This is a genomic window from Rathayibacter sp. AY1C1 (assembly GCF_002932105.1).
Classification (GTDB): Bacteria; Actinomycetota; Actinomycetes; order Actinomycetales; family Microbacteriaceae; genus Rathayibacter.
In genome coordinates, this window is record NZ_PSWH01000024.1 from 1 (window position 1) to 16814 (window position 16814).

A 16814-nucleotide genomic window follows, 5' to 3' on the forward strand; every position below is an offset into this window, starting at 1 on the left:
GCCCGACGCCGCCGATCCCCTCACCGGCGAGGACCCGGTCCGCACGCCGCCCCTGTTCCACGACCTCGACGGAGTGGACGTCGACGTCGACATCACCCCTCCGGCGCAGCCCGGCTCCCTCTCGCTCTCCGTCGCCGCCGACGCCGTCGACCTCGCCGAGTCGGGCTCCACCGCCCTCCAGCGCCGGTTCACAGGCGGGCTCCCCACGGTCACCGTCACCGACTCGCGCGTCGGCGCGCAGAACGACTGGTACGTCCTCGCCTCGGCGAGCGCCCTCACCGGCCCGAGCGCCTCGATCGGAGCCGACCACCTCGGCTGGACCCCGCGCCTGATCACCGGCACCGGCGCCGTCGCGGGCGATCCGGTCGCCTCCTCCCTCGAGGGCGGCGCGGGCCTGCAGGACGCGCTGCTGCTCGGAGCCGCCGGCGGGGCCGGCACCTGGAGCGCCGACGCCGAGCTGCGGCTGCTGGCCGAGCCGGACGTCGAGGCCGGCTCCTACCGCTCGACGATCACGCTGTCGCTGTTCGCCTAGGCGCGGACCAGCGCAACGGCCGGGGACCGCGCCCCGCGGTCACTCCTGAGCGACCGCGACCGCCACGACGAGCGCGGAGTGGACCGTCGGCTCAGAGACGGCGAAGTAGCGGCTCGAGCCCTCGATCCAGGCCTCGGTCGCGCCCTCCCTGGTGCGGAAGCGGACGGGCTCGTCGCTCGACGTCCCGCGCCCGTCGGCCTTCGCGACCGCCTGCGAGCGCAGATCGGCGAGCACCTGCTCCGCCGTCGTCGCCCCGGACGCCACGCGGTCGCGGACGCTGCGGGCGCGCACCGCGTCGATCCCGATGTCGCGTCCGGTCGCCAGCGCCGCGACCACCGCGCCGTCGCAGTGCGCGATGCTGATCCGCATCCGCTCCAGCGCCGGGTGCTCGCCGCGGAGCACCGGGCGGCCGTGCGGTCCGGAGCAGCGCTCGCAGCGCGCGTCCACGGCGACCTCGAGGGGATCGATCCCGAGCGTCTCAGCAGCCAGCTCGCGCACGAGGACCCGGCCGAGGAGGAAGCCGTCCCGGACCTCGCGTCGACTCGTCGCCTCGTAGCGCAGGCGCTCGGCGAGGGTGAGCAGGCGCAGCATCCGGTGGCGGGCGGAGTCGAGGACCTCGGGCCGCGCCCAGCGCAGCTGCACGTCGTCGGTGGCGAGGAGGGGGAGTCCGGTCATGCCCCGGACGCTACGCACGCCAGGCGACATCGGCGTGACGGGAGGGTGGCCGGAGGGAGACGGGCCGCTGTTGACTGGGAGGCGTGCAGACCTTCCTCCCCTACCCCGACTTCCACCGCAGCGTCCGCGCCCTCGACGGCAAGCGGCTCGGCAAGCAGCGCGTCGAGACGCTGCAGGTCATGCGGGCGCTGACCGTCCCGGGGTACGGCTGGCAGAACCACCCCGTCACGCGGATGTGGCGGGGCTACCGACCGGCGCTGATGACCTACCAGCGCGAGACCTGCGCGGAGTGGACGGAGCGCGGCTTCGCCGACACGTGCCTCGTGAAGACCGAGGAGGCCCTCGCCGCCACCCCGGAGGATCTCGCCGCCTACCTGACCGGCGACTACGCGCTCCCGCCGTGGTTCGGCGACGAGCGGCTGCACCTCTCGCACCGCTCGAAGCTCGTGGCCAAGGACGAGGACCACTACGGCCCGCTGTTCCCCGGCACGCCGCCGGGGCTCGACTACCTCTGGCCCGTCGGCGCCTGAGCTCAGGCCGCGGGCGGGCGGAGGAACGGGATCGCGATGCGCGGACGGAACACCTCGCGCTGGTTCGCCTTCACCAGTCCGCAGATGATCAGCACGAAGTGCACCAGCCAGAGCACGGCGAACAGCGTGATCGGGATGCCGATCGGATAGAAGTCCTTCGCGAGCGGGGTGTCGGAGGCGGCGAAGAGCAGCACGACGTGCGCGCCGAGCGTCACGACCCCGATCAGGATCACCGTCAGGCCCCAGTTCGCCGCGTTCCGCGCGTTCTCGGCGGCGAGCCCGCCCTTCCTCCGGGCGGAGGGGTACACGGACGCCATGACGATGCCGCCCACGATCAGGCTGAGGAACGGGATCCCGATGAACGCGAGGAAGCCGAGAGCGTACGAGAGGGCGCCCGTGGGCGGTGCGGGGACGGCCTGCGGGGGCGCGACCGGAGCGGCCTCCGGGGTCGTCGCGTCGGCCGGTCCGGGGTCGGAGGAGGGGCTCGCCATGCCGACAGCCTAGGGAACACCGTCCCCCGGGTCGCGGTCAGGGTCTTTTCAGGCCTCTGGCCGGGCCTTCGTCTTCGGGGGCTCTCGGGTTAGTCTGTCGAGGTTGACCTGCCGCACGGAGCGTGCAGGGCGTCGGCCGCGGTCGTCGCAGCATCCGGGGGGATTCGCGAAGGAGAAGGTTTGGCGTCCGACAGAAGGACCACCGGTGGTGTGGTCAAGGCGATCGTGGGCTTCCTGGGCATGAGCGTCGTGGCCGGAGTCCTCGTGACCGCCACCGTCACCCCGGCCGTGGCGCTCGCCGGAGTCGCCGCGAACCAGTCGATCGGCGTCTTCGACGGCCTGCCCGACTACCTCGAGGTCGACAAGCTCTCCGAGAAGAGCAACATCTACGCGACCGGCTCCGACGGCCCGCAGCTGCTCGCCTCCTTCTACGTCGAGAACCGCGTCGAGGTGCCGCTCGACCGCATCGCCCAGGCCGCCAAGGACGCCGCCGTCTCGGGTGAGGACCCCCGCTTCTACGACCACGGCGGAGTCGACCTCCCCGGCACGCTCCGCGCCGTCGCGCAGACCTACGTGCTCGGCAACGACGTGCAGGGCGGATCCTCGATCACCCAGCAGTACGTGAAGAACGTCCTCGTCGAGAAGGCCGTCCGCAACATCTCGGACGACGCCGAGCGCGCGGCCGCGATCGACGAGGCCACCCGGACCTCCCCCGAGCGCAAGCTCCGCGAGATGAAGCTCGCCATCGGGCTCGAGAAGCAGTACACGAAGGACCAGATCCTCCAGGGCTACCTCAACATCGCGTTCTTCGGAGGCACCACCTACGGCCTCGAGACCGCCGCGAACTACTACTACGCGACCTCGGCAGCGGACCTCTCGATCGCCCAGGCCGCGAGCCTCATCGCGATCGTCAACAACCCGGCCGTCCTGCGGATCGACCAGCCCGACAACCCGGACAACGGCGCCGCGAACGGCTACGCCCGCAACAAGGACCGCCGCGACTACATCATCGGCAAGATGCTCGAGGAGGGAAAGATCTCGCAGGAGGACCACGACGCCGCCGTCGCCGCTCCGATCGAGCCCCGCATCACCCAGCCCAGCACCGGCTGCTCGACCGCGGGAAACGCGGGCTTCTTCTGCGACTACGTCACCAACGTCCTGAAGAACAACGAGATCTTCGGCGCCGACGAGGACACCCGCTGGACCAACTTCCGCCGCGGCGGCCTCGACGTCTACACGACGCTCGACGTCGGCCTGCAGGACGCGGCCGTCGCCGCCGTCGACGCGCAGGTCCCGCAGACCTGGAACTTCGACGTCGGAGCCGTCTCCGTCAGCGTCGAGGTCGGATCCGGGCGCGTGCTCGCGATGACGCAGAACAAGAAGTACTCGCAGGATCCGGACGTCCTCACGACCGACCCGTCCTACAGCGCCGTGAACTACAGCACCGATCGGGCCAACGGCGGATCCTCCGGGATCCAGCCGGGCTCGACCTACAAGCTCTTCACCCTGGTGGAGTGGCTGAAGGAGGGCCACAGCATCAACGAGTCGGTCGACGGGACGCGCAAGTCCACCTGGGGCACCTTCACGGACTCCTGCGTCTCCGGCGGCACCGACACGAGCAACGAGACGAGCGCGAAGAACGACGAGGGCGGAACCGGCGAGGTCGGCACCCCGGTGTCCTTCACGAAGACCTCCCTCAACACCGGCTTCGTCGGCATGGCCCGTGAGCTCGACCTGTGCGGCATCCGCGACACCGCGGTCGACATGGGCGTGAAGCAGGGCAGCGGCGAGGAGCTCGAGCACAACCCGTCGTCGGTGCTCGGCACGAACTACGTCTCGCCCCTCTCGATGGCCGGCGCCTTCGCCACCATCGCCTCCGGCGGCACGACCTGCGACCCCGTCGCGATCGACCGCATCACCGACTCCGCCGGAGCCGACCAGCCGGTGCCCCCGGCGAACTGCCGCCAGTCGATCGACCGCAACGTCGCCGCCACCGCGGCCGTCGCGCTGCAGGCGACCTTCACCGGCGGCGGGACGGCCGTGGCCTCCCGCACCGGCGACGGCGTTCCGCTGATCGGCAAGACCGGCACCACCGACGACGCGAAGGCCACCTGGATGACCGGAGCGAGCACCCGCGTCGCGACCGCCGTCGGCGTGTTCAACGTGAAGGGCGACGCGAACCTGCGCCTCGGCCGCTACTCCTTCGACTCCGGATCGGCCGCCACCGCGCGCCACCGCATCTGGCCGGTCGTCATGCGCGCCGCCGACGCGACGTACGGCGGGACGGAGTTCCCGGAGGCCGACGGCTCGCTGCAGGTCGTCCCGAAGGTCGACATCCCGGATGTCGTCGGGCTCTCCTCCGCCGACGCCGAGGCCAAGCTCGAGGCGGCCGGCTTCGGCGTCGTGCAGGGCGGCACGGAGGCGAGCGACGCCGCGGTCGGGACGGTCACCCGCGCCGACCCGTCGGGCTCGGCCCCGCGCGGCACCGCGATCACCGTGTTCACCAGCTCCGGCAACCAGAAGACCGTGCCGAACGTGACGGGCCAGGACCTGGAGGCCGCGAAGAACGCCTTCGGCGCCGCCGGCTTCACGAAGATCACGCTCGCCTGCGCCGAGGACCCGAAGGCGCCCGACGCCGGCCAGGTCACCGGGCAGGAGCCGGCCGGCGGCTCCCCCGTCGCTCCGGACGCCACGCTGAAGGTGACGATCACCGCGAAGAAGTGCCCCTGACCGGCGCCTGACGGCTCGCGAGAACGCGTCCGGCCCGCGAGGATCCTCGGATCCCGCGGGCCGGACGCGTTCCTGTCGGACGACGGCGTCGGAGCCGGGGCTACTGCCCTCGCCCCCGGATCGCGCCGACGATCGCGACGGTCGCGAAGTAGACGATGAGGGCCAGCACGCCGAACGAGGCGAGCGCCCCGCTGGCCTCGGCCCAGGGCCGTCGCTCGTCCGTCATGGTGCCGGGCATGACGATGTCGAGGGCGAACATGCCCACCGCCAGGGCGAAGCAGACGAGGCTCAGCACGAGCAGCGCCCGGACCGCCTTGCCCACGGGGTCGTAGTAGCGCGGGTTCGACATCGTGCCTCCGGTTCTCGTGCTCTCGTGTCTATCCCGCCCGGACCGCTGTGGCAAGCCGTGGGGACGCGAAGACCCCCGCCCCTCCCCCTCCGCGGGCGCCGCTCTCGACGACGGGCGGTGCCGTCGTCACGAGCGGTGCCTCGCGGGAGGAGGAGGGACGGGGGTCGGAGCGGGACCGGCTACGCGGCCAGCGGGAGGGCGGCGGCCGAGGTCACCAGCAGCTCGCCGCCGACGGCGTCGACGCGGACCGCGCCTCCGTCGGAGACCTCGCCGCTGACGAACAGGTCGGCGATCCGGTCGTCGATGGAGCGCTGGACGAGCCGACGCAGGGGCCGGGCACCGTACTGCGGCTCGTAGCCGTTCTCGGCGAGCCAGTCGACGGCCGCCTCCGTCACCTCGAGCGTCACCTCGCGGGGAGCGAGGCGGGAGCGCGTGGTGTCGAGGACGATGCCGACGATCTCCCGCAGCTGCTCGCGGCCGAGGCGGCGGAACAGGACGATCTCGTCGATCCGGTTGAGGAACTCGGGGCGCATCGCCTCGCGGAGCCGGCCCATGACGCGATCCCGCAGGTCCTTCTCCGAGGCGAAGCCCTCGGCCGACGCATCGCTCTGAGCGACGAAGCCGAGCGCACCCGACCGCGAGGCCAGGAACTCCGAGCCGAGGTTCGAGGTCATGATGATCACCGTGTTGCGGAAGTCGACCGTCCGCCCCTGGCCGTCGGTCAGACGCCCGTCGTCGAGCACCTGCAGCAGCAGGTTGAACACGTCGGGGTGCGCCTTCTCGATCTCGTCGAAGAGGACCACCGAGTACGGGTTCCGGCGCACGCGCTCGGTCAGCTGACCGGCCTCGTCGTAGCCGACGTACCCGGGAGGGGCGCCGACCAGCCGCGAGACCGTGTGACGCTCGCCGAACTCGCTCATGTCGAAGCGGATGACCGACTGCTCATCGGCGAAGAGGGAGCCCGCGAGGGTGCGCGCCAGCTCCGTCTTGCCGACACCGGTCGGACCGAGGAAGAGGAACGAGCCGACCGGGCGCGAGGAGTCGCCGAGGCCTGTGCGGCTGCGGCGGACGGCCCGGGCGACCGCGGTGACCGCGTCGTCCTGGCCGATGACCCGCTGGTGCAGCTCGGTCTCGAGGTGGGCGAGGCGCTCGCGCTCCCCCTCCGTGAGCCGCGACACCGGGATGCCGGTGGCGCGGGCGATGACGGCCGCGATCTCGGTCTCGCTGACGACAGCCTCCGCGGGAGCGCTGCCGGTGGCGGCGTCGAGCTCCTCCTGCACGGCGCTGATCTCGTCGCGGACGCGAGACGCCTCCTCGTAGCGCTCGGCCGAGACGGCCGCGTTCTTGTCGGCCTCCAGGGTCGCCAGACGCTCGAGCAGAGCTCCGGTGTCGACGCCGGCTCCGAGGCGGAGGCGGAGGCGCGCGCCGGCCTGGTCGATCAGGTCGATCGCCTTGTCGGGCAGCACGCGGTCGGTGAGGTACCGGGCCGAGAGCTCGACGGAGGCGCGGAGTGCCTCGTCCGTGAAGCGCACGCGGTGGTGCTCCTCGTAGGCGGGGCGCAGGCCGTGCAGGATGGCGACCGCGTCCTTGATGCCGGGCTCGCCGACGCGGACCGGCTGGAAGCGCCGCTCCAGTGCCGGGTCCTTCTCGATGGTGCGGTACTCCTTGAGCGTGGTGGCGCCGACGAGGTGCAGCTCGCCCCGGGCCAGACGCGGCTTGAGGATGTTGCCCGCGTCCATGCCGCCCTCGCCGCCGCCGCCCGCACCGACCACGGTGTGGACCTCGTCGATGAAGACGATCAGCTCGCCGGAGTGCGCCGCGATCTCGTCCATGGTGCCGGTGAGGCGCTCCTCGAAGTCGCCGCGGTAGCGGGTGCCGGCCAGCATGCCGGGGAGGTCGAGCGAGATCACGCGCTTGCCGCGCAGCTGCTCGGGGACCTCCTCCGCCACGATCGCGCGGGCGAGGCCCTCGACGATCGCGGTCTTGCCGACGCCAGCCTCGCCGACGAGCACCGGGTTGTTCTTGGTGCGGCGGCTGAGGATCTCGACGGTCTGCTCGATCTCGTCGGCGCGCCCGATGACCGGGTCGAGCCGGCCCTCGCGGGCGAGAGCGGTGAGGTCGGTGCCGAACTTGTCGAGCATCGGAGTGTCGGAGGCGGGCTGTCCCGCCTCCTGCTGCTGCGGGGCCTCGGTCTCGCGCATGCCCTGGGTGAGGGCCTCGGCGGTGACGCCGGCGCGGGCGAGGACCTGCCCGGCGGGGGCGTCCTGGCCGAGCACGAGCGCGAAGAAGAGGTGCTCGGGCTCGATGTAGGTCGAGCCGCTGGAGCGGGCGACCTGGTAGGCGTGGAACAGCGCGCGCTGCGCGCTGGGGGTGATGGTGGCCGCGTTCTGCGAGGCGTGGGCCTCGTCGGCCTGCGGGAGGCGCGCCTCCGCGGCGGTGGCGATGGCGGCGGGGTCGACGCCGATGCGGCGCACGGCCTGTGAGACGGTCTCGTCGTCGATGAGCACGCGGAGCACGTGCAGGGCGTCGAGCTCGGTCTGGCCGCGCTCGAGGGCGAAGCGTCCTGCGGACTGCAGGATGTCGCGGGTACGGGCGGTGAGGAATCGGCTGAGGTCGATCGACCGCGCCGCGCGGGCGCGCTCACCGTCGAGGTAGCGGGCGAGGAAGTCGTCGAACGAGCTCGCTCCGGCCTCGCTGTAGTTGTCGGGCACCTGTCCTCCTGAGGAAGTTGAGTCGGTTACGCTCAAGTTCAACGCAGGGGTGCCGTTCCTATTCCCGCCCCTCCCCCGCGAGATGCCGCTTCGGTCGACGGCACACCGCGGCGGGCGTTCCGACCGGCGTCTCGCGGGGACGGGAAGAGGCACGGACTCCGGGGAGTCCGTGCCTCTCTGCGCCGACGCGCATTTCCTCCGGGGTGGGAGCTCTAGGGGACGAGGTAGCCCGCCGCGCGGAACAGCTCGTACCACTCCGGCCGCGTGAGCGGCAGATCGGAGCCGAGGGCCGCATCGCGCACGCGCTGCTCGTTCGTCGTGCCGAGCACGACCTGCATGCCCGCCGGGTGGCGGGTGATCCAGGCGGTGGCCACGGCGATCGCCGGGACCCCGTACGTCGCTGCGAGCCGGTCGATGACGGCGTTCAGCTCGGGGTAGGCCGGGTTGTCGAGGAAGACGCCGGTGAAGAACCCCGCCTGGAAGGGCGACCAGGCCTGGACGGTGATGTCGTTCAGGCGGCAGTAGTCGAGGATGCCGGCGTCGCGCATGACGGACTGGTCCTCGCCGACCATGTTGGAGGCGACGCCCTGCGCGATCAGCGGCGCATGGGTGATCGAGAGCTGCAGCTGGTTCGCCACGATCGGCTGGTTCAGCGACTTCTTCAGCAGCTCGATCTGGTACGGTGTCTGGTTCGAGACGCCGAAGTGCTTCACCTTGCCCGACGCGTGCAGCTCGTCGAATGCGCGGGCCACCTCATCGGGCTCGACGAGCGCGTCGGGCCGGTGCAGGAGCAGCACGTCGACGTAGTCGGTGCGCAGCGCCTCCAGCGAGCCCTCGACCGAGGCGATCAGGTGCTCGTACGAGAAGTCGAAGTAGGGGCCGTCCGGGACGATGCCCGCTTTGGTCTGCAGGACGACCTGCTCGCGCTCCGACGGGGTCAGCGCCATCGCCTCGGCGAAGCGCTCCTCGCAGCGGTGCAGCTCGCCACCGTACACGTCGGCGTGGTCGAAGAAGTCGATGCCGGAGTCGCGGGCGGCGCCGACGAGGCCGCGGATCGCCTCGTCGCTCATCTCGGGGATGCGCATGAGGCCGAGGACGACGTTCGGGGAGTCGACACCGGAGGTGCCGAGGGGGACGTGCTTCACAGGGAGTGCTCCTTCGCTGGATACCTCGTCCACGGTAGGCGCCCCGCCTGGGCGCCGTCCAACAGGGGGTGCTGGTGCGATTCATCCGGCGGAGTGGTGAATCGGCGGAGGGCGTCGAGGATGCCGGACGAACGTGGTGCCGCGACCCCGATTCCGCGGCAGGGAGGGAGTCCTTCGTCGTTCGTCCTGAGTTCTGAACGGCTTGTCCGCACATCGCGACGGTGGAAGGCTGCCGCCATGACGATCGAGGTGCGCGCAGCCACCGCCTTCGACGACCTGGCGACGATGGTCGGCCCGAAGCGCCCCGACGCGAGCGTGTGCTGGTGCCTGAGCTACCGGCTCCGCTCCTCCGTCGAGAACCGGGCTCTCGCCGGTCCCGCTCGCGGCGCCCGGGTGCGGGAGCTCGTCGCGGAGGATCCTCCGCCCGGCGTCCTCGCGTACGACGGCGAGGAGGTGGTCGGCTGGGCGGCGGTGCACCCCCGGGCCGACACGAGCTCCTCGACGAACCGGCGCATCCCGCACGTGGACGCCCTCGACGTGTGGAGCGTGTGGTGCCTGCGCGTGCGGCCCGGCTTCCGCGGGCGCGGGATCTCGCATCCGCTGCTCGAGGGCGCCGTCGAGTTCGCCCGAGCCCACGGGGCACCGGCGATCGAGGGCTACCCGGTCGACAACGCCGGTGCGGAGGTCGACCGGACGATGGCGTACGTCGGCACGCGCTCGCTGTTCGAGCGCGCCGGCTTCGAGAAGGCCGCGGACACGACCTCGGTGCTCGACGGCTTCCCCCGGGTGCTGATGCGCCTGGCCCTCTGAGGCGCGCACGACGGCCGCTCCGGCCCCGCTCCGCGAGACACCGACGTGCCGCGCGAGGCGCCGCCGACAGGACGGCGCCTCGGCGACAGGGCGGCGCCTCGCCGGGTGCGGTGACCCGGCGCCCGCCCGCCGCCCGGAGATGAGGAACGGCCCCTCACCCGCGAGGGGAGGGGCCGTTCGCCGTGGAGGCCGGGACGTGGTGTCGACGCCTAGAAGTCCCAGTCCTCGTCCTCGGTGTTCACGGCCTTGCCGATCACGTAGGAGGAGCCGGAGCCCGAGAAGAAGTCGTGGTTCTCGTCCGCGTTGGGCGAGAGGGCCGACAGGATCGCGGGGTTCACATCGGTGACCTGCTTGGGGAACATCGGCTCGTAGCCGAGGTTCATCAGCGCCTTGTTGGCGTTGTAGTGCAGGAACTTCTTGACGTCCTCGGTCAGGCCGAGCTGGTCGTAGAGGTCCTGCGTGTACTGCGCCTCGTTGTCGTAGAGCTCGTAGAGCAGCGAGAACGTGTAGTCCTTGATCTCGTCGCGCTTGGCCTGGTCGACCCGCTCGAGTCCCTTCTGGAACTTGTAGCCGATGTAGTAGCCGTGCACGGCCTCGTCGCGGATGATCAGGCGCACGAGGTCGGCCGTGTTGGTGAGCTTGGCACGCGAGGACCAGTACATCGGCAGGTAGAAGCCCGAGTAGAAGAGGAAGGACTCCAGCAGCGTGGAGGCGACCTTCCGCTTCAGCGGGTCGTCGCCGCGGTAGTAGTCCATCACGATGGACGCCTTCTTCTGCAGGTTCGGGTTCTCCATCGACCAGCGGAAGGCCTCGTCGATGTCCTGGGTGTTCGACAGGGTCGAGAACACCGAGGAGTACGACTTGGCGTGGACCGACTCCATGAACGCGATGTTCGTGTAGACGGCCTCCTCGTGAGGCGTGATCGCGTCCGGGATGAGCGAGACGGCGCCGACGGTGCCCTGCACGGTGTCGAGCAGGGTGAGCCCGGTGAACACGCGCATGGTGAGCTGCTGCTCCTGGTGCGTGAGCGTGTTCCACGACTGGATGTCGTTCGACAGCGGGACCTTCTCGGGAAGCCAGAAGTTGCTCGTGAGGCGGTTCCACACCTCGACGTCCTTGTCGTCCTGGATCCGGTTCCAGTTGATCGCCTGGACGGAGTCGACGAGCTTGAGCTTCTCGGGGGGAGTCATGATTCCTTCTCGCTGCTGCGGATGGGTCGTGCGGAGGGGGGTGGGGCTGCGTGCTCTAGAGCATGCACGAGACGCACTGGTCGAGCTCGGTGCCCTCGAGCGCCAGCTGACGGATGCGGATGTAGTAGATCGTCTTGATGCCCTTGCGCCAGGCGTAGATCTGGGCGCGGTTGACGTCGCGGGTGGTCGCCGTGTCCTTGAAGAAGAGCGTGAGCGAGAGGCCCTGGTCGACGTGCTGCGTGGCCGCGGCGTAGGTGTCGATGATCTTCTCGTAGCCGATCTCGTACGCGTCCTGGTAGTACTCCAGGTTGTCGTTCGTCATGAACGGCGCCGGGTAGTAGACGCGGCCGAGCTTGCCCTCCTTGCGGATCTCGATCTTCGACGCGATCGGGTGGATCGAGGACGTCGAGTTGTTGATGTACGAGATCGAGCCGGTCGGCGGGACGGCCTGCAGGTTCTGGTTGTAGATGCCGTGCTCCATGACCGAGGCCTTGAGCGCACGCCAGTCCTCCTGGGTGGGGACCGCGATGCCCGAGTCGGCGAAGAGGCGGGAGACGCGCTCGGTGGCCGGCGTCCACTCCTTCTCCGTGTAGGTGTCGAAGAACTCACCCGAGGCGTACTTCGAGTCGGCGAAGCCCTCGAAGGTGGTGCCGCGCTCGATGGAGAGGTTGTTGGAGGCGCGCAGGGCGTGGAACAGCACCGAGTAGAAGTAGATGTTGGTGAAGTCGATGCCCTCCTCGGATCCGTAGTGGATCCGCTCGCGGGCGAGGTAGCCGTGCAGGTTCATCTGGCCGAGGCCGATGGCGTGCGACTTGTCGTTGCCGTCCTCGATCGAGCGGACCGAGGTGATGTGCGACTGGTCGGACACCGAGGTGAGGCCGCGGATAGCGGTCTCGATGGTGCGGCCGAAGTCGGGCGAGTCCATCGTCAGCGCGATGTTCAGCGAGCCGAGGTTGCAGGAGATGTCCTTGCCGATCTGCGCGTAGGAAAGGTCCTCGTTGTAGGTCGTCGGAGTGTTGACCTGGAGGATCTCGGAGCAGAGGTTGGACATGTTGATGCGGCCCTTGATCGGGTTCGCCTGGTTCACCGTGTCCTCGAACACGATGTAGGGGTAGCCCGACTCGAACTGGATCTCGGCGATGGTCTGGAAGAACTCGCGCGCCGAGATCTTGGTCTTCTTGATGCGCGGGTCGTCGACCATCTCGCGGTACTTCTCCGAGAGGGAGATGTCGCCGAAGGGGATGCCGTAGACGCGCTCGACGTCGTAGGGCGAGAAGAGGTACATGTCCTCGTTGTTCTTCGCGAGCTCGAACGTGATGTCGGGCACGACGACGCCGAGGGAGAGCGTCTTGATGCGGATCTTCTCGTCGGCGTTCTCGCGCTTGGTGTCGAGGAAGCGGAGGATGTCGGGGTGGTGCGCCGAGAGGTACACCGCTCCCGCGCCCTGGCGCGCGCCGAGCTGGTTGGCGTAGCTGAAGCTGTCCTCGAGGAGCTTCATCACGGGGATGATGCCCGAGGACTGGTTCTCGATCTGCTTGATCGGGGCGCCGGCCTCGCGGATGTTCGAGAGCGAGAGGGCGACGCCGCCGCCGCGCTTGGAGAGCTGGAGCGCGGAGTTGATGCCGCGGGCGATCGACTCCATGTTGTCCTCGATGCGGAGCAGGAAGCAGGAGACGAGCTCGCCGCGCTGTGCCTTGCCTGTGTTGAGGAAGGTCGGGGTCGCGGGCTGGAAGCGGCCGGCGACGATCTCCTCGACGAGGGCGGTCGCGAGCGTCTCGTCGCCCTGGGCGAGGCCGAGGGCGGTCATCACGACGCGGTCCTCGAAGCGCTCGAGGTAGCGCTTCCCGTCGAACGTCTTGAGCGTGTACGAGGTGTAGTACTTGAACGCGCCGAGGAAGGTCGCGAAGCGGAACTTCTTCGAGTACGCCAGGTCGTTGAGCTGCTGGATGAACTCGAACGAGTACTGGTCGAGCACGGCCTGCTCGTAGTACTCCTTCTCGACCAGGTAGTCGAGGCGCTCCTTGAGCGTGTGGAAGAACACCGTGTTCTGGTTGACGTGCTGCAGGAAGAACTCGCGAGCGGCCTCGCGGTCCTTGTCGAACTGGATCTCTCCGTTCGGGCCGTAGAGGTTCAGCATCGCGTTGAGCGAGTGGTAGTCCATCTGTGCGGCGTCGCGGGGAGCGTCGATCACTGCTGCGTCCAAAACGTGTCCAATCCTTCGTCGACGGCGCGGACGTCGTCGGGTGTTCCGAATACTTCGAATCGATAGAGGTGCGGCACCTCGCACTTGCGGGCGATGATGTCGCCGGCGAGGCAGTACGCCTCGCCGAAGTTCGTGTTGCCGGCGCCGATGACGCCGCGGATCAGGGAGCGGTTGCACGGATCGTTGAGGAACCGGATGACCTGCTTGGGGACCGCTCCTCCGCCGTTGCCGCCGCCGTAGGTGGGGAGGACGAGCACGTACGGCTCGTGGACGTGGAGCGTGTCGAGGGCGGCTCCGTCGCGACGGGCGTGGAGCGGGATGCGCTGCGCCGGCCGTCCGAGCTTCTCGATGAACCGGTGCGTGTTCCCCGAGCTGCTGGAGAAGTACACGAGCCCGCTCATCCTCCGGCCCCTCTCCCCGTCAGCTGCTGTTCTCGGTCCCGCCTCCGAGGCGGCTGCGCGGTGAGCCGCGAGGCGGAGGAGGAAGCCGCAGCGGCGCTACGGCGCCCGCCGACGACGTCGCGGATCGCCGTCCGTGCGCCTCAGAGGGTCGCGATCTTGTCGGGGCGGAAGCCGGACCAGTGGTCGTCGTCCGTGATGACGACCGGCGCCTGGAGGTAGCCGAGGGCTTTGACGGCCTCGAGGGCCTTCTCGTCCACGGAGAGGTCGAACACCTCGTAGTCGATGCCCTTGCTGTCGAGGGCGCGGTACGTCGCGGTGCACTGGACGCAGGAGGGCTTGGTGTAGACCGTCACAGCCATGGGTGTCGCCTTTCGGAGGGGGTGTCCCGGTGCAGCTCCCCGACCGGCGGCTCGCGATGCGGGCGGGGTCGGAGGGTGGTCCGGGTGAGTTCTGGGTGCCGGTGGGGCTCTCGCTCCGACCTGCTCAGCAATACTACATATAGGGGGCGGGCCGGTGTCAGCCCACTAGACGTAGTAGTTACAGCCGTGTAGTTATCCACCGGTTCCTCCCCCGTTCATCCACAGGCCGGAGCCCGTGGAACCGCGGAAGGACGCGGATCCGGACGAACCATCCACAGGTGTGGACAGAAGGATCCCGTTCACTGTGTACAACGCGCCACGGCGTGTCGGCATGCCCGACCGGTGGGGTCCGCGCGGCGGCTCGACCACAAGATGTGGTGGTCGGATCGCATCGCGGGGCATGCCCGGACGGTACGCCCGACCACCGACACCGCGAACGGTCAGAGGAGCTGCGCGGCCCACTCCCGGGCGACGGCGCGCAGGTGCGGGAGCGGGTCCGCGAGGGCCGCGGACGAGGAGCCCGCCGCCTCCGTCAGCGACACCGCCGCGGTGAAGCCGGGAGTCGGCGCCGCGATCGCCCCGGCGACGAGGAGCGTCCGCGCCCCGGCCGCCTCGGCGAGCGCGAGGACGTGCAAGGGGACCTTGCCGGCGGCGGACTGCGCGTCGAAGCGCCCCTCCCCCGTGATGACGACGTCCGCGCCCGCGAGGAGCGTCGGGAGCCCGATCGCCCGTCCGACGGCGCCGGCGCCGGAGGTCGGGCGCGCGCCCCAGGCGAGCAGCCCGAAGCCCGTCCCGCCCGCCGCCCCGGAGCCCGGCGCATCGGGATCCGCGTCCAGGTGCGCGGCGAGACGGCGGAGGCCGCTCTCGAGGAGGAGGACGTCCTCGGGGCCGGCCCCCTTCTGCGGACCGAAGACGCGGGCCGCCCCGGAGTCGCCGAGCAGCGGGGTCGCGACATCGCTGAGCACGACCGCGCCTCCGGGCGGCAGAGGACGCAGCGCGCGGAGGTCGGCGGCGGCGAGCGCGGGCAGCGCACCGCCTCCCTCGCCGAGGTCGCGGCCGGAGGCGGTGGAGAAGCGTGCGCCGAGCTCGCGGAGCGCTCCGACTCCGCCGTCGGTCGAGGCGCTGCCGCCGATCGCCAGCAGCAGGGCGTGCGCCCCCGCGTCGAGGGCGGCGGCGATCGCGCGGCCGAAGCCGCGCGTGTGCGCGGTGAGCGGACGGAGCGGGTCGAGCAGCGTGATGCCGCTCGTGGAGGCGAGCTCGACGACGGCTGTCCCGTCGGGGAGCAGCAGCCACCAGGCGCGGACCGGCCGGTCGTCCGGGCCGGGGACGACGACCGGCCGCCGAAGCGACCCCGGGACCGCGAGCGCGAAGGCCTCGACCGTGCCCTCTCCTCCGTCGGCCATCGGCGCGAGGACGATCTCGTCCCCCGGGCGCGCAGCGCTCCAGCCCTCGGCGATCGCCCGCGCGACCTCGACCGCGCTCGCCGACCCCTTGAAGGAGTCGGGCGCGACGACGACCCTCAGCCTGCCCACGCGCTCAGTGTGGCACCGCGCCGCCACTCAGAGCGGGGTCGCGAGCCGGTAGCCGCGCTTGATCACCGTCGCCACGAGCCGCGGTTCGGGGAGGGCCTGACGGAGGCGGCTGATAGCGACGTCGACCGCGTGGTCGTCGAGAGCCTCCGGCGCGGAGGCCGCGAGGACGTGACGCGCGACGGTCGCGCCCTCGGCGGCGACGAGAGTCCGGAACAGCGCGAGCGCGACCGGGGTCAGCGCCACCCGGGTCCCGGCCAGGACGGCGTGCCGGCCTCGGAGCTCGAGAGTGCCGAAGGCCGTCTCGATGCGGGGCGACGCCTGCTCGAGGTGCTCGCAGGTCAGGCGGATGAGCGCACCCATCCGGAACCGGTCCGGCAAGACCGGGAGGATCCCTGCCTCGACCAGGGGTGCTGCGGTCACGGGGCCGACGGCGGCGGCGACCACCGTCTCGCGGAAGGCCGCCTGGAGGTCGTCGAGGCGGCCCGCGGCCTCCGCGACCGTGAAGAGCGCCTCCACCGCCGGCGCGCTGGTGAAGGTGACGGCGTCGATGCCCCCTCCGCAGACCGCGTCGATCAGCCGCAGCACCCGGGCGGAGTCCTCGTGCACGCTCCAGCGGTAGGGCGCGGCCGTGAGCACCCGGGCGCCGGCGTCGCGGAGACGCTGCAGCTGAGCCGGGTCGGTGAATCCGTGCAGCTGCACCGCGATCATGCGGCCGGCGACGCCCTCGCGCAAGGCCAGGTCGACGAGGGAGGTGGTCGTCTCGCGCTCGCTCATCCCGTGGTCGTCGAGACCCGCCGCACGGATCGCTCCGCGCGCCTTGGGTCCCCGGACGAGGATCCGCGCGGAGGACAGCGCGTCGGCCAGCTCGATCCCCGCGGCGTCCGCGGCCTCGAGCCAGCGCCGCAGGCCGTAGGAGGTGGTGGCGAGGAGCACGTCGGGACGGGCGGCGACGATGGCGCGGGTCTCCTCCTCGAGCGCGCCCTCGGTGTCGACGCCGCGCATGCGGATGGTGGGGGCGTGCGTGACGGCGGCACCGCGGCGCTCGAACGCGGCGATCAGGTCCTCGGAGCGGCGGTCGGAGGTGACCCCGATGCGGAAGCCGTCCAGCTGGTCGGGTCGGAACCCCACGGCGGCGTCGGGATCGGTGCCGGTCATG

The 16814-nt window shown here is 70.9% G+C and carries 15 protein-coding genes; 4 read left to right on the forward strand and 11 right to left on the reverse strand.

The genetic code is table 11. From position 1 onward, the window contains the following. A partial coding sequence (locus C5C71_RS17630) for a hypothetical protein (RefSeq protein WP_104337746.1) occupies positions 1-532 on the forward strand: 532 nt, incomplete at its 5' end. Between the two features lie 39 nt (positions 533-571). Here the strand turns inward: C5C71_RS17630 and C5C71_RS11810 are convergent. After that, the gene (locus C5C71_RS11810; RefSeq protein ID WP_104309716.1) at positions 572-1207 is read right to left on the reverse strand and encodes a 4'-phosphopantetheinyl transferase superfamily protein; all 636 of its coding nucleotides are present in this window, start codon (positions 1205-1207) and stop codon (positions 572-574) included. Positions 1208-1290: 83 nt separating this feature from the next. On the opposite strand from C5C71_RS11810, the gene C5C71_RS11815 reads away from it, so the two are divergent. Continuing rightward, complete coding sequence (locus C5C71_RS11815) at positions 1291-1737, forward strand: MSMEG_6728 family protein (RefSeq protein WP_104336102.1); 447 nt, start codon at positions 1291-1293, stop codon at positions 1735-1737. Positions 1738-1739: 2 nt separating this feature from the next. Here C5C71_RS11815 and C5C71_RS11820 read toward each other — a convergent pair whose 3' ends face one another. Next, positions 1740-2228 (reverse strand): DUF4870 domain-containing protein, encoded by a 489-nt coding sequence (locus tag C5C71_RS11820; RefSeq protein ID WP_104261493.1) that lies wholly within the window; start codon positions 2226-2228, stop codon positions 1740-1742. Between the two features lie 180 nt (positions 2229-2408). On the opposite strand from C5C71_RS11820, the gene C5C71_RS11825 reads away from it, so the two are divergent. After that, entirely contained in the window at positions 2409-4958 is a 2550-nt protein-coding gene (locus C5C71_RS11825) for a transglycosylase domain-containing protein (RefSeq protein ID WP_258068718.1), read from the forward strand. Between the two features lie 100 nt (positions 4959-5058). Here the strand turns inward: C5C71_RS11825 and C5C71_RS11830 are convergent, their stop codons facing one another. From C5C71_RS11830 to C5C71_RS11840, 3 genes are all read right to left on the reverse strand, one after another. Continuing rightward, positions 5059-5307 carry a hypothetical protein gene (locus C5C71_RS11830; RefSeq protein ID WP_104224361.1) on the reverse strand — a complete coding sequence of 83 codons (249 nt, stop codon included), beginning with the start codon at positions 5305-5307 and terminating at the stop codon, positions 5059-5061. Positions 5308-5486: 179 nt separating this feature from the next. Further along, on the reverse strand, positions 5487-8018 hold the full coding sequence (locus tag C5C71_RS11835) for an ATP-dependent Clp protease ATP-binding subunit (RefSeq protein ID WP_104337747.1): 2532 nt from the start codon (positions 8016-8018) through the stop codon (positions 5487-5489). 212 nt (positions 8019-8230) lie between these two features. Next, the gene (locus C5C71_RS11840; protein WP_258068719.1) at positions 8231-9163 is read right to left on the reverse strand and encodes an aldo/keto reductase family oxidoreductase; all 933 of its coding nucleotides are present in this window, start codon (positions 9161-9163) and stop codon (positions 8231-8233) included. 237 nt (positions 9164-9400) lie between these two features. On the opposite strand from C5C71_RS11840, the gene C5C71_RS11845 reads away from it, so the two are divergent. After that, a complete protein-coding gene (locus tag C5C71_RS11845) occupies positions 9401-9973 on the forward strand; it encodes a GNAT family N-acetyltransferase (protein WP_104337748.1) in 573 nt (190 codons plus the stop codon). A gap of 209 nt (positions 9974-10182) precedes the next feature. Here the strand turns inward: C5C71_RS11845 and nrdF are convergent, their stop codons facing one another. The 6 genes from nrdF to C5C71_RS11875 all read right to left on the reverse strand — a co-directional run bounded on the left by nrdF (position 10183) and on the right by C5C71_RS11875 (position 16813). Then, positions 10183-11163: a class 1b ribonucleoside-diphosphate reductase subunit beta gene (gene nrdF / locus C5C71_RS11850; protein ID WP_104224358.1), complete on the reverse strand. Its 981-nt coding sequence runs from the start codon at positions 11161-11163 to the stop codon at positions 10183-10185. Between the two features lie 55 nt (positions 11164-11218). Beyond that, entirely contained in the window at positions 11219-13324 is a 2106-nt protein-coding gene (gene nrdE, locus C5C71_RS11855) for a class 1b ribonucleoside-diphosphate reductase subunit alpha (RefSeq protein WP_104337766.1), read from the reverse strand. A 26-nt stretch (positions 13325-13350) separates the two neighbouring features. After that, entirely contained in the window at positions 13351-13767 is a 417-nt protein-coding gene (gene nrdI, locus C5C71_RS11860) for a class Ib ribonucleoside-diphosphate reductase assembly flavoprotein NrdI (protein WP_104224357.1), read from the reverse strand. A gap of 140 nt (positions 13768-13907) precedes the next feature. Beyond that, positions 13908-14126 (reverse strand): glutaredoxin-like protein NrdH, encoded by a 219-nt coding sequence (gene nrdH / locus C5C71_RS11865; protein WP_068255139.1) that lies wholly within the window; start codon positions 14124-14126, stop codon positions 13908-13910. 440 nt (positions 14127-14566) lie between these two features. Further along, entirely contained in the window at positions 14567-15649 is a 1083-nt protein-coding gene (locus C5C71_RS11870) for a glycerate kinase (protein WP_104308512.1), read from the reverse strand. Between the two features lie 36 nt (positions 15650-15685). After that, positions 15686-16813 (reverse strand): uroporphyrinogen-III synthase, encoded by a 1128-nt coding sequence (locus tag C5C71_RS11875; RefSeq protein WP_104337749.1) that lies wholly within the window; start codon positions 16811-16813, stop codon positions 15686-15688. Position 16814: the final 1 nt, after the last annotated feature.

Excerpts from the sequence above, each read along its gene's own strand:
- C5C71_RS11810 (WP_104309716.1), bottom strand. The coding sequence starts at position 1,207 with ATGACCGGACTCCCCCTCCTCGCCACCGACGACGTGCAGCTGCGCTGG.
- C5C71_RS11820 (WP_104261493.1), bottom strand. The coding sequence starts at position 2,228 with ATGGCGAGCCCCTCCTCCGACCCCGGACCGGCCGACGCGACGACCCCG.
- C5C71_RS11830 (WP_104224361.1), bottom strand. The coding sequence starts at position 5,307 with ATGTCGAACCCGCGCTACTACGACCCCGTGGGCAAGGCGGTCCGGGCG.
- C5C71_RS11845 (WP_104337748.1), top strand. The coding sequence starts at position 9,401 with ATGACGATCGAGGTGCGCGCAGCCACCGCCTTCGACGACCTGGCGACG.
- nrdF (WP_104224358.1), bottom strand. The coding sequence starts at position 11,163 with ATGACTCCCCCCGAGAAGCTCAAGCTCGTCGACTCCGTCCAGGCGATC.
- nrdE (WP_104337766.1), bottom strand. The coding sequence starts at position 13,324 with ATGGACTACCACTCGCTCAACGCGATGCTGAACCTCTACGGCCCGAAC.
- nrdI (WP_104224357.1), bottom strand. The coding sequence starts at position 13,767 with ATGAGCGGGCTCGTGTACTTCTCCAGCAGCTCGGGGAACACGCACCGG.
- nrdH (WP_068255139.1), bottom strand. The coding sequence starts at position 14,126 with ATGGCTGTGACGGTCTACACCAAGCCCTCCTGCGTCCAGTGCACCGCG.
- C5C71_RS11875 (WP_104337749.1), bottom strand. The coding sequence starts at position 16,813 with ATGACCGGCACCGATCCCGACGCCGCCGTGGGGTTCCGACCCGACCAG.